The sequence below is a fragment of the Streptomyces sp. NPDC088252 genome (assembly GCF_044740965.1).
Classification (GTDB): Bacteria; Actinomycetota; Actinomycetes; order Streptomycetales; family Streptomycetaceae; genus Streptomyces.
Map to the genome: position 1 here is coordinate 249,244 of NZ_JBIURS010000005.1, position 12,065 is coordinate 261,308.

Below are 12,065 nucleotides of genomic sequence, written 5' to 3' on the forward strand. Positions count from 1 at the left end.
GTTCAGAGGCTGACGCCGAAGTCCGCGACGATGCCGCTCAGGCCGGAGGCGTACCCCTGGCCGACTGCGCGGAACTTCCAGTCGGTGCCGTTGCGGTACAGCTCGCCGAAGACCATCGCGGTCTCTGTCGAGGCGTCCTCGCTGAGGTCGTAGCGGGCGATCTCGGCCCCGCCGGCCTGGTTGACCACCCGGATGTAGGCATTGCGGACCTGTCCGAAACTCTGGCCCCGCCCCTCCGCCTCGTGGATGGATACGGGGAACACGATCTTGGCGACCTCGGCGGGCACGGCGGAGAGATCGACCTTCACGATCTCGTCGTCGCCCTCGCCCTCGCCGGTGAGGTTGTCGCCGGTGTGCTCGACCGAACCGTCGGGGCTCTTGAGGTTGTTGTAGAAGACGAAGTGCGCGTTGGAGAGCACCTTGCCGGACGCGTCGCACAGCAGGGCGCTGGCGTCCAGGTCGTAGTCCGTTCCGGTGGTCGTACGGACGTCCCAGCCCAGACCGACCAGCACCGCGGTCAGTCCGGGCACCTCCTTGGTCAGCGAGACATTTCCGCCCTTGGCGAGGCTCACACCCACAGCGTTTCTCCCTCTTCACGGCATCGGCCCCGGACGGTCACCGTCCGGGCGCTCTGTGACAGCAGACTGAAATCTACAACACTGTAGAGTTGATGAGTGGCAGTTGTCCGGACGGCATGGACGGACCGCCTGCGACGGTCGGTACGATGCCCCGTCGCCCGGCACAGCGGGCGACCGTACGGGAAGGGGACAGCGTCGTGACCGCAGAGGAGGACGGGCGGCAGGGGCGCGCCCGCAGGCGGGGCCAGGGAGAGCTCGAAGCCCTGGTGCTGTCCGTGCTGGGCGACGCCCTTACGCCGGTCACCGCGAGCTGGGTGCAGGAGCGGCTCGACGGCGACCTCTCGTACAGCACCGTCATCACCATCCTGACCCGGCTGCACGAGAAGAAGGCCGTGTCACGCACCGGCTCCGGGCGTCCGGTCCTGTGGCGGCCGGTCGCGACGGACGAGGCCGGACTCACGGCCCTGCGGATGCGCCGGCTCCTCGACAAACAGGACGACCGCGACGCGGTGCTGTCCAGCTTCGTCTCGGCACTCTCCTCGCACGACGAGGAGTTGCTGCGGTCGCTGCTCAACGAGAGCGCGCCACCGGCGCCCGGAACACCGCCGGCCGAACCGGAGAGCTGAGCGATGGGCGTCTTCGTCTTCCTGCCCCTGGTACTGCCGTTGACCGCGCTGCCGATCGCGCGTCTGGCCGAGCAGCATCTGCACCCACGGCGTGCCGCCCGTCTGCTGACCACCGTGGCGGTGATCCTCGCGTCGTGCAGCACGGTCTGTCTGGGGCTGCTGATGGTCGTCGGCACGGCCCAGCTCCCCGGAAACCCGCTGCCCGACGGCTGGTCCGACGACGAGGTGCGCGAGGCCGTCCCGCACGACAGGTTCGTCGGCAAGGCGGCCATCGTTGCGCTGGCGGCCGTGGCCACGGCCTGGGTGCTCACCGTGCACCGTCACTACCGCTTCCGGTCCCGCGCCCACCGGGTCCTCGCCGCGCTGCCGTCGCGGGCCGAGGTCGCGGTCCTGTCCGACGCCGTGCCGTACGCCTACGCGCTGCCCGGCGCACCCGGCCGGATCATGGTGTCCACCAGCATGCTGGCGTGCCTCGACGAGGCCGAGCAGCGGGCGCTGCTCGCACACGAACGCGCGCACCTCTCGGGGCGCCACCATCGACTGCTGCTCGCCGCCCAGCTCGCGAGCGGGGCGAACCCGCTGCTGCGCCCGCTGCGGGCCGCCGTCGCCTACAGCACCGAACGCTGGGCGGACGAGGAGGCCGCGCGGGTCACCGGCGACCGGCGGACCACGGCTCGCGCCGTCGGCAAGGCGGCTCTGATCTCCCACCGGGCCGTCTCGCCGACCGTCGCGGCCTTTGCCGTCTCCGGACCCGTCCCGCGCCGGGTCGCCGCGCTGCTGGGGCCCGTTCCGCCCGACCGCGGCTGGCCTCCGGCGCTCACCGCGACCGGCATCGCGGCCCTGTTCGCGGCGGCGGGCACCGCCGTGTCCACGCTGTCCTCGCTCAACGCCGCCTTCGCCCTCTTCCTCGTACTCGAAGCGGCGACCCCGTTGTCATGACACATTCGTGCCGCTTCGTGCGGACGGCCGGCCGGGCACTGGCGACTGCGTCGGGAGGAGGCCGGGAGCAGCCGTTCTCTACAGGTATGTAGGGTTCGTCCACCGCAACTTGCGGTGGACGAGGGAGTGGTCAGCGAGCGGCCGACGGGCCGGGCGCGGAGGGACAGCGTGAGCAAAGAACGCAGGAAGCCGCGCGGCAGGGCGGGGCGCAGGGCCGACGAGAATCCACGGGGGCGGCTCACCAGGCGGGGCAGGATCGTCGTCCGCGGCGGCGTCGCCCTGGCGGTGCTGCTCGTGGCCGCCGGTGGCGCCGGCGCCTGGATCTATCAGAACCTCAACGGGAACATCCATTCCGCCGACATCGACGACAAGCTCGGCGCCGACCGGCCGGCCAACATGAGTCCAGGATCCAAGAACATCCTGGTGGTGGGCTCCGACTCCCGTGCAGGCGACAACGGGAAATACGGCAAGGGCCTGACCACCATGCAGTCGGACACCCTGATGGTCATGCATGTGGCGGCCAACCGGGAATGGGCCACCGTCGTCTCCCTCCCACGGGATTCATGGGTCGGCATACCGGAGTGCGACCGGGGAAACGGCACCCGGTCCACACCGCACCACTTCAAGATCAATGAGGCCTTCGCCGTCGGCGGAACCAGCGGCGATGTCGCCGGCGCGGCTGCCTGCACCATCAAAACCGTCGAGCAGAACACCGGCCTGCGTATCGATCACTTCATGTCGATCGACTTCCAGGGCTTCAAAGGCATGGTGAACGCCCTGGACGGCATAGAAGTCTGTCCCGAGACGGCGATCCACGACAAGAAGGCGCATCTCGATCTCGAAGCGGGATGCCAGACGGTCAGGGACGAGAAGGCCCTCGGCTATGTCAGGACCCGCTACAGCGTGGGGGACGGCTCCGACCTCGGCAGAATAGGCCGTCAGCAGGAATTCATGGAGGCGCTGGTGGCCAAGGCGCAGAAGAAGCTGACCAGCCCGACCGCTCTGTACGGCTTCCTCAACTCGGCGACCAAGTCACTGACCACGGACAAGGAACTTGCGGGGGTCACGCCGATCGCCGCGCTCGCCTCCGAACTCAAGGGCATCCCCGGCGACCGGCTGACTTTTTTGACCGTGCCGAACTACGCCCGTGAGGCGGATGTGCCCACTGACAAGGCGAATGTCGTCTGGCAGTACCCCCAGGCAGCGGATCTCTTCGCCTCCTTGGCCAAGGACAAGGAAGTCGACAAGAAGTCGCTGGAGGCCGCCGGCAAGAATCCCGTGTACGCCGCCACGATCCAGGTAAGCGTACTCAACGGGACGGGAAAGCCGGGACAGGCCGCGACGGTCGCGGAAGCCCTGCGTACGGCGGGATACACGGTCATCGGCACGGGCAACGCCCCTCAGAGCACGCCCAGGACGGCGGTGACGTTCCCACAGGGACTCGACCGGCAGGCGAAGGCGTTGGCCTCCCGGCTGCCGGGAACGCGCGCGACCCAGGACGCCGCTGCCGCCCCGGGCGCGGTGACCCTGACGGTCGGCGAGGACTTCGACGGCCTTCGCTGAATCCTCGGCCGGCAGGCGCCACCGCCGGTGGGCGCCACCGCCGGTGGGCGGCATCCTCGGTCGGCAGGCGCCACGCCGGTGGGCGGCATCCGTCGAACCGGCGGACGGCTCTCGTCGTGTCGACGCAGGGCATCCGTCGAACCGGCGGTCGGCTCACCGCCGCGGCGACGGGCGGTTTCCGCCGAACCTGTGGAGGGTGGACGGCGGGCGCACCGGCACGGCGATGCCTCCGGGCAACGCGCAGTCCAGTGACGGGCATCGGACCCTCCCGGGCCGGCAGCAGGTACCGCCCGCCCGGGAGGAGGGCCGCCCCCGGAGGGCGAACTCATGCGGCGTCGGAGATCAGATGCGTGTGCCGGGCTTCCCGTGCCAGGCCTGCCCCGGGCCGGTGAAGCCGCCGTCGCCACTGACGACGACGATGCCGATCCGCATCACGGCACGCGCCTCTGCGACTGTTCCTGGGCCGACCGTGCTCCGCGGCGGAGCAGCCGACGGAACGTCACCGACGGGACTGCCGCAAGCCGATGAACGGTGGGCTCACCCTTCGTCGTCGCTCTCGCTCTCCTCGTCCTCGAAGGCGTCACCGATTTCGTCGACGACTTCGGCGGCGACCATGCCGCCGACGACTCCGACCGCGACGCCCGCGGCGACGCCCGCGACCACCGCACCGGTGCTGGGGCCGGAGCGCCGGTGCTCATCGCCATGCTGTGCGCCGTGGTGGAACTCGGAGTGGTGCGCGTCGTGGTGCCCGGTGTGTCCGTACGAGGAGGAGTACGGGTCGCCGGGAAAGCCGCCGTGCGAGCGGTGACCAGCCACGATCTGCTTGATCCACGAGTCGACCTCGGCGATCCAGTCCGTGTGGCCCACGGCCTGGTGGGAGACGGCGAAACGGTGGACGGCATCGTGGCCTTCGGAGAACGGGCCGCCGCGCTTGTCGGCCTCGATGACGATCTCGACACCGCCGGACGACGCGAGGAAGGTCACCTCGATCTCATCGACGGCATGCGCGTGGTGCGCGGGCGGGGAGAGTTCGATCTCCTGGTAGAACGGCAGCCGCTGGCCGGTTCCATGGATGTGGCCCAGTTCCAGATCGGCGGACTTGAACCCGAAGCCCAACTGGCCCAATGCTTCGAGGACTGCTTCCTGCACGGGAAGCGGCCCCACGTCGAGAGCGTCGAGGTCGCCCTTGTCCTTGGCTCCGGCCACCTCCACCTCGGTCCGCACTCCGAGGATCACCCCGAGAGGCTGCCCGTGGAGACGGGTGACGGGTGTCTCCCACGGCAGCGTGAGAGAGAACGGGACCGTCTGCTCGGTCCCCTCCGAGAGCCGGAACCCACCGCCGACCGTGACGCGGTCGAAGACGACCGTGCCGTGTTCCTCCCCGTCGTGGCTCTCCGCCTCCACGTGGGCGACCAGGTCGAGGGTGATCTGCTCGATGGTCACGTCGGCCTGGCCGCCGCGCAGATGAACGCGTCCGGTCAGCGGGCCGCCGGGCAGGACGGGGCCGGGGTCCAGGACCGTGTCGACCGATGGACCACCGACTCCGATGGCTCCCAGCAGCTTCTTGAACACCATGGTGGCGTCCGCTCCTTCATTTGGGTCTGGACTCAGGTGTGCCGATACGCCGGGCCGCCTCATTCCTGGTCGGCGGGCCCGGCGACGGCGGGGCGGAGCGTTACTTGGCGGCAGCGTCGAGTGCGGCGAGGGTCTGGGCCCAGCGGGCGTACTTCAGGTTGGCCAGATCTGCCACCGTCTTGATCCCGAATGCCTCATGGAGGAGCTCTCCCTGGCGGTCCGACACGCCCTTCAGGGCGGAGACCGGGGCCGAGAGAATCGTGGACAGGTCCTTGTCCGCGTATGCCTTGTCGAGCACCTTGTCCAGGTCGATCGGGACCACTGCTGCCTCCTGTGAGCGCACTGCCCCGCCGGTTCGGCGGAGTGCCGCGGGCGCGGCTGTCAGCAGAACTACCCCGGAAGGTAAAGCAGTTCCCAAGAAGATCGACGGGAGGTGCATTTTCGGCCATGGTGCCAAGTCGTGCTGACGGGCAAAGCGCGAGGTCAGCCCGATGGGTCGCCCAGGGGTGGTCGGGGGTGGCGCTGCTTTGCCTTCGCTTTACGTGCTCGGTCGAACCGGCTTCCTGGTGCAACGGTGAGAGGGGTGCGCTGCCATGTTCCGGAGAGATGTGCTGCCGCGTTCGCGAGGACCGCTTCCGGTCGTGCGTCGTGCTCCCCTTCCCGGCCTGCGGGGGTGCGTCGGCCGGGGCGACAGGTTTGTGGCCCACGGCGGTCGGGGTGGGAGGCACGCCCTTCGGGACCTTCTCCCGGGTGCCTGTGGCATCGTCATCGAGCGGCATGTCGAAGGGCGCAGGTCCGGTTCGTCATGAACTGGGCCGGTACAGGCGGATTACCCGCCAGGAGAAGATCGGCCGAAGTGCCAACGACGTGTCAAGAACCCCGAATTCCCTGGGCAGGCTTGAGGGGCGACGTGGAGGATGGATCGACCGGCGGTGCGAGGGAGAACATGATCGAGAAGATTCTGCCGTCCCAGGTGACCGTGGCCGAGGCGCTCTCCGATCCGCCCGACGCCTCGCTCTTCCCCGGTGAGGAAGAACTGATCCGCAATGCGGTGGAGTCCCGGCGCAAGGAGTTCATCACCGCACGGTGGTGCGCCCGGCGCGCGCTCGGTGAGCTCGGGCTCGCACCCGTCCCCATCCTGAAGGGCGAACGCGGGGCGCCGATATGGCCGCGGGGCGTGGTCGGAAGCATGACCCACTGCGTCGGCTACCGGGCCGCCGTGGTCGCCCGCCGGGCGGACGTTCTCACCGTCGGTATAGACGCCGAACCGCATGACCCCTTGCCCGACAGGGTGCTCGAGACCATCGCCCTCGCGACGGAGCTGCAGCGGGAACGCGAGCTGCGCGAGACCTCCCCCGAGATCCGCTGGGACCGGCTGTTGTTCAGCGCGAAGGAGAGCGTCTACAAGGCGTGGTTCCCGCTCACCCACCGCTGGCTCGGCTTCGAGCAGGCCGAGATAGTGCTCCGCAGGGACGGCACCTTCACCGCCGAACTGCTGATCTCCGCCACGGTGCCGGACCCGGCCGGCGGGTCAACTGCTGCCCCCTCGGCCTTCTGTGGCCGCTGGCTGGTCGCGGACGGTCTCGTGGCGACCGCGATCGCCGTGGTGAACGAGGCGGACGCACATACCGGGTAGCCGAGCGGCCGGCGCCCTCACCACCGCGGTACGGGACGCGGCGGGCACACCCCGGGGTCACACGTGAGGACACCGCGAGAACGGTTACCGGTCACCCGACGCGTCGTCCGGGGTGCGGTCGGCGGGAGGCGCCGGCGTGCCTCGTCGGACGCGTGGGTGTGCCCGTAATCTCTGACCGCATGAGCCAAGACCGCATGAGCCGACAAGGCATGAGCCAAGACCGCAAGCGCGCACGTGAGTTGGGTATACCGCTGACGGGGGAGCCGGGACCGTGGAACGCGATCACGGACGTGCCCGGTGTCGAGGTCGGGTACGTCACCCTCGTCGAGGGCGAGGATGTGCGCACCGGGGTGACGGCGCTCCTGCCGCGCGGTCGCGACGGCGTGGGCACGCCCTGCGCGGCCGGCTGGCATTCCTTCAACGGCAACGGCGAGATGACCGGGACCACCTGGATCGAGGAGAGCGGCTCGCTCGCCGTTCCGGTGGTCATCACCAACACGTACGCGGTCGGACCGGTGCACCGGGGCGTGGTCGACTGGGTGCGCGCCAACTGCGGCGGCATGGCGCCGGAGTGGCTGCTGCCGGTGGTCACGGAGACCTGGGACGGCCACCTCAACGACATCCACGGCTCGGCCGTGGAGCCCCGCCACGCGGAGGCCGCGATCGAGGCCGCGGCCTCCGGTCCGGTCGAGGAGGGGTGCGTCGGCGGCGGAACGGGCATGCGCTGCTACGGCTTCAAGGGCGGCTCGGGGACCGCTTCGCGGATGGTGGAGTACGGCGAGGACCGGTACACCGTCGGCGCCTTCGTGCAGGCCAACTTCGGCGCGCGGAGCGAGCTGGTCGTGGCAGGCGTCCCGGTCGGGCGCGCGCTGTCCGATCCGGTCGAGGCACCCGCGGCCGAACCGGCGCCCGGTGGGGAGCGCCCGGTGCCGCCCGGCGCGGGCTCGGTGATCGTGGTGGTGGCGACCGACGCGCCGTTGCTGCCGGGGCAGTGCAAGGCACTGGCCCGTCGGGTGACGCTGGGCCTCGCCCGCACCGGCACCACCGGCAGCCACTTCTCCGGTGACCTCTTCCTGGCCTTCTCCACGGCCAACCCGTCGGCGCTGACCAGTACGTTTCCCGAGAACGACGGCAGCGCACCGTACGAGTCGATGCGCTTCGTCCCCTGGGGCCGGATGGATCCCTTCTACGGTGCGGTGGTCGAGTCGGTCGAGGAGGCGGTGCTCAACGTGCTCACCGGCGCTCGATCGATGACCGGCCGGGACGGTCATCACGTCCCCGCGCTTCCGCTGGACCAGGTGACGGAGCTTCTGGCCGCGCGGGGACGATGACGCGGTTTTGAAGCCGTGGTCGAAGACGCGTTCCGAGAGGCGTGCCGAGACACTTCCGGGCGCGTGATCGGGTGCGTTCAAGGGTGCGTTAGGAGGTTCCCGCGAGGGGAGACGGGCGCACGGCGCGGTGGTCACTGGTCTCGTACAGGTTCGTCGGCCATACTGCCCGCCGTGGAGCAGCGCATAGAGCCCAACACTCAGCCCGGGTACGCCGCAGGGACAGACCCGGCGTACATCCCTGGTCTCACGGCCCCCGTCACTGCCGGAAAGCCCGGCACGAGCGAACCGGAGACGAGCCAGGAGCACACGGACGAGGAGCACACGGACGAGGAGCAGACAGAACGGACGGGGGAGCGGACCCCCGGTGCCGTCGCCCCCGACGACGCCGCCGTCAAGACCGTGTCCGAGGACGCGGCAGCCGACGGGGAGGCCGCTGCCGAAGCGGCGGCCGACGACAAGGAGGCGGAGGAGGGCCCCGCATTCGAGGTGAGCGACCGTCGGGGATCGATCACCGCGGACCGTGGTGGCGTCACGTTCCGGCTGGACGACCAGGAGGCCGAGTTCGGCTGGGACGAGATCGGCGCGGTCGAGGTGAAGACACCCCGGTTCGGCCGTCGGTTCACCGTCACGGTCCACATGTCGACCCGTCGATGGTTCAACGCCGAGGTCGAAGCACCCGTCAGGAGCGACCTCAAGCGGTGGGAGGAGGAACTCGACGCGGTCCTGGACGTCTACTTCGAGGAGTCCTGACCGGGTCGGCACCGTTGGCGCGGGGCAGGGGGGCCGGGATGTCCGCCGGCCCCCGCACGTCCGTGTCCCCCGTCTGACGCCCCGTCCGCTGTCCGCCTCGCGGCGGCATGCGTATCAGGCTCGGCGGGGGCGGCCGCCGCGCAGTGCGTCGAGTACGTGGGGCCGGCATCCGTCCCGAGCGCCGCATCCGCCGCGGGTGATCCTCCGTACAGGAACGACGCGGAGACGGGAGCCGGACTCTCGCCCGGAAACCGTGGGCGGTGGCCCGCACCGGGGCTGCTGATCAGCCGTACCGGCAGGCCGGCCGTCCGGCGACGGGCGGCCAGTTCCTCGGCGCAGGGGAGCGAGGGCCACATCGCATCGTCGCCGCCTGCGACAAGGACGAGGTCCGCGGCGGACTTCTCCACTGCGATCGTCGCCGCGTCGACGCGGTCGGCGGACGTCTGCCGGCTGCGCTCGTACCAGTCTCGGACGGCGACCGGAGCGCCCGCCGGCTGCGCGGGCGTCGGCGCCCAGGAGTCGTCGAGCGGGACGAACGGCAGCGGCTCGCCCCGCCAGGTCCAGGAAGACCGTTGCGGGCGGGTCCGGCCGTCCCGGCCGGGACCGACGTTCGCCCAGGTCATCGAAGTGGGAGAGACTGCCACCACGGCGTCGATGCCGGGCAGCAGCACGGACAGGTGCAGGGCGGCTTCGGCTCCCTTGGACACCCCGAGGACACCGATCCGCCGGGCGCCACCCGCGCGGAGCAGCTCGATGGCGGGCGCGAAGGTCTCCAGCGGGACTTCACAGATGCCGGGCGGCTGCCCGGGCCCGCCGAACCAACGGATCGACAGGGCCGTCACGCCCTCCCGGGCCAGGATGCGGCACCGCTCGTCCTCGATGCGCCCGCTGGACCCGGCGAGGACGAGCACCCCGACTCCGCCGTCCCGGACCGGGCCGTGCGCGGGCATGGCGAGAAACCCCTCGCGAACGCCCGGACGAGGGGCTCCGTGAGGGGCTTCGCGGGCACTCACGCGAGCGCTCCCGCCCGGATCGCTGAACGCGCGCTCGACGATGTCCATCGGTCGGTCAGGCGTCCGCGAGCACCACCGAGCGGGTCAGGTGGCGCGGGTTGTCCGGGTCCAGGCCACGGGCGGCGGCGCGGGCGATCGCCAGACGCTGGACGCGCACCAGCTCGGCCAGCGGGTCCAGGTCGCTCTCCACCCAGCGGGCACCGGTCGCGAGCACCTGCTCGGCGAGGCCCTCGGGGGCGGAGCCGAACATCCAGGTCGCGGTGTTGGTGGTGGCGATGCTGATGGGGCCGTGGCGGTACTCCATCGCGGGGTACGCCTCCGTCCAGGACAGCGACGCCTCCTTCATCTTGAGCGCGGCCTCGTTGGCGAGCCCCGCCGTCCAGCCGCGACCGAGGAAGGTGAACTGGGTGCAGTCCAGCAGCCCTTCGGGCAGTGGCTCGGCCAGCGCGGTCTCCGCGTCGCGGACCACGGCGTCGGTGTGCAGACCGAGGTGGGCGCGGAGCAGGGTGAGCAGGGTGGTGGCGAACCGGGTCTGCACGACGGACTGCTCGTCGGCGAAATCGAGCACGACGACATCGTCGGCGGACGTCATGACCGGAGTGTTCGGATCGGCGGTGATGGCCACGGTGCGGGTGTCACCACGGAGCCGGTCGAGCAGTTCCAGCACCTCGGTCGTGGTGCCCGAGCGGGTGAGGGCGACGACACGGTCGTAGCCGCGTCCGAAGGGGAACTCCGAGGCGGCGAAGGCATCGGACTCGCCCTGACCGGACGCCTCGCGGAGCGCGGCGTAGGCCTGGGCCATGTAGAACGAGGTGCCGCAGCCGACGACCGCGATGCGCTCACCGGTGGCGGGCAGCGCGGCCGCCCGGGTCAGGGCCAGCTCGGCGGCGCGGCGCCAGCACTCCGGCTGACTGGCCGTTTCGATCTCGACAAATGACACTTTTGCACTCCGTATCCGTAGTGGGATGCTCGTTTGCGCACGGTATACGCGACCTACGAGCATTATCAAGCATTCTCCTTGCAGGAGGCTTGACTGGGCGGAGCCTTGTGCGACGCTTGCGCGTGTCCGGTGACCGTACCCAAGGGGATGGGTGCCTGAAGCCCGGGTTCGTAAGGAGAGTTCTCTTGTCCAGGGATGCCCGGTGGAACGCGCTGCTGGAACTTGTCGGTAAGAACGGCCGGGTCGAGGTCGAGGACGCCGCCGTCACGCTGGATGTCTCGGCCGCGACCATCCGCCGCGACCTGGACCAGCTCGCCGAGCAGCAGCTGCTCACGCGTACCCGCGGCGGCGCGGTCGCGCACGGTGTCAGTTACGAACTGGCCCTGCGCTACAAGGCCGGCCGCCACGCCCCGGAGAAGCAGGCCATCGGCCGCGCCGTGTCCGAGCTGGTGGCGGTGGGCGAAGTGGTGGGGCTGACCGGGGGTACGACACTGACCGAGGTGGCCCGCTCGCTGGCGGTGCGCTCCGACGTCGTCGGCGACACCGCGGCGGGGATGGGTGGTCAGCCGACCCTGACCGTTGTCACCAACGCCCTCAACATCGCCAACGAGCTGGTGATCCGGCCGCAGATCAAGATCGTGGTGACCGGCGGAGTGGCCAGGCCGCAGTCGTACGAGCTGACGGGGCCGCTGGCCAGTGGGGTGCTGGGTGAGATCACGCTGGACGTCGCCGTGCTCGGCGTCAACGCGATCGACACCGAGCGCGGCGCCTATGTCCACCACGAGGGCGAGGCCAGCATCAACCGGCTGCTCGCCGAGCAGGCGCAACGGGTGGTCGTGGCGGCCGACTCCTCGAAGATCGGCAAGCGGGCCTTCGCCAGGGTCTGCGATCTCGGGCAGGTCGACTTCCTGGTCACCGACAAGGGGATCGCGCCCGAGGCGACCGCCCGCTTCACGGAGGCCGGCGTCACCGTCATCGCCGTCTGAAGTGCTCGTCCGAACGGCGGGGCCCCCCCCCTGGGGTGGCGGGCCCCCGGTTTAGTGTGGGTGTTGCCCGCGGCCGAACGAGGCGGCGGGGGGGGCAATCCTGCACCCCACCGGGCAGCATGAGAAAG

The 12,065-nt window shown here is 70.5% G+C and carries 12 protein-coding genes; 7 read left to right on the forward strand and 5 right to left on the reverse strand.

The window, feature by feature from the left end; translation table 11 throughout:
* Positions 1 to 2: 2 nt before the first annotated feature.
* Positions 3 to 578, reverse strand: coding sequence for a TerD family protein (locus tag ACIOHC_RS13085; RefSeq protein ID WP_351075072.1), 576 nt, complete (start codon positions 576 to 578; stop codon positions 3 to 5).
* Between the two features lie 197 nt (positions 579 to 775).
* Here ACIOHC_RS13085 and ACIOHC_RS13090 point away from each other — a divergent pair, with 197 nt between their 5' ends.
* The 3 genes from ACIOHC_RS13090 (at position 776) to ACIOHC_RS13100 (ending at position 3,706) form a co-directional block, all read left to right on the forward strand.
* Positions 776 to 1,204 (forward strand): BlaI/MecI/CopY family transcriptional regulator, encoded by a 429-nt coding sequence (locus ACIOHC_RS13090; protein WP_351075071.1) that lies wholly within the window; start codon positions 776 to 778, stop codon positions 1,202 to 1,204.
* A 3-nt stretch (positions 1,205 to 1,207) separates the two neighbouring features.
* Positions 1,208 to 2,143 (forward strand): M56 family metallopeptidase, encoded by a 936-nt coding sequence (locus ACIOHC_RS13095; protein ID WP_351075070.1) that lies wholly within the window; start codon positions 1,208 to 1,210, stop codon positions 2,141 to 2,143.
* A gap of 279 nt (positions 2,144 to 2,422) precedes the next feature.
* Positions 2,423 to 3,706 carry an LCP family protein gene (locus tag ACIOHC_RS13100; protein ID WP_401842851.1) on the forward strand — a complete coding sequence of 428 codons (1,284 nt, stop codon included), beginning with the start codon at positions 2,423 to 2,425 and terminating at the stop codon, positions 3,704 to 3,706.
* Positions 3,707 to 4,243: 537 nt separating this feature from the next.
* On the opposite strand, the gene ACIOHC_RS13105 is transcribed toward ACIOHC_RS13100, so the two are convergent.
* Both ACIOHC_RS13105 and ACIOHC_RS13110 read right to left on the reverse strand, forming a co-directional pair.
* On the reverse strand, positions 4,244 to 5,281 hold the full coding sequence (locus ACIOHC_RS13105; protein ID WP_351075069.1) for a sporulation protein: 1,038 nt from the start codon (positions 5,279 to 5,281) through the stop codon (positions 4,244 to 4,246).
* Between the two features lie 100 nt (positions 5,282 to 5,381).
* Positions 5,382 to 5,603, reverse strand: coding sequence for a hypothetical protein (locus ACIOHC_RS13110; RefSeq protein WP_351075068.1), 222 nt, complete (start codon positions 5,601 to 5,603; stop codon positions 5,382 to 5,384).
* 624 nt (positions 5,604 to 6,227) lie between these two features.
* On the opposite strand from ACIOHC_RS13110, the gene ACIOHC_RS13115 reads away from it, so the two are divergent.
* The 3 genes from ACIOHC_RS13115 (at position 6,228) to ACIOHC_RS13125 (ending at position 8,998) form a co-directional block, all read left to right on the forward strand.
* Entirely contained in the window at positions 6,228 to 6,917 is a 690-nt protein-coding gene (locus ACIOHC_RS13115; protein WP_401842728.1) for a 4'-phosphopantetheinyl transferase, read from the forward strand.
* 209 nt (positions 6,918 to 7,126) lie between these two features.
* On the forward strand, positions 7,127 to 8,248 hold the full coding sequence (locus ACIOHC_RS13120) for a P1 family peptidase (protein WP_401842730.1): 1,122 nt from the start codon (positions 7,127 to 7,129) through the stop codon (positions 8,246 to 8,248).
* A 171-nt stretch (positions 8,249 to 8,419) separates the two neighbouring features.
* Positions 8,420 to 8,998, forward strand: a complete 579-nt coding sequence (locus ACIOHC_RS13125; RefSeq protein WP_389636223.1) for a hypothetical protein — start codon at positions 8,420 to 8,422, stop codon at positions 8,996 to 8,998.
* Here ACIOHC_RS13125 and ACIOHC_RS13130 read toward each other — a convergent pair.
* Positions 8,980 to 9,948 (reverse strand): acyl-CoA thioester hydrolase/BAAT C-terminal domain-containing protein, encoded by a 969-nt coding sequence (locus tag ACIOHC_RS13130; protein ID WP_401842732.1) that lies wholly within the window; start codon positions 9,946 to 9,948, stop codon positions 8,980 to 8,982. The two genes, ACIOHC_RS13125 and ACIOHC_RS13130, sit on opposite strands and share 19 nt — an antisense overlap.
* Positions 9,949 to 10,066: 118 nt before the next feature.
* A complete protein-coding gene (locus tag ACIOHC_RS13135; RefSeq protein WP_351075061.1) occupies positions 10,067 to 10,951 on the reverse strand; it encodes a sugar isomerase in 885 nt (294 codons plus the stop codon).
* Between the two features lie 185 nt (positions 10,952 to 11,136).
* On the opposite strand from ACIOHC_RS13135, the gene ACIOHC_RS13140 reads away from it, so the two are divergent.
* Positions 11,137 to 11,937, forward strand: a complete 801-nt coding sequence (locus ACIOHC_RS13140; protein WP_401842734.1) for a DeoR/GlpR family DNA-binding transcription regulator — start codon at positions 11,137 to 11,139, stop codon at positions 11,935 to 11,937.
* Positions 11,938 to 12,065 lie beyond the last annotated feature (128 nt).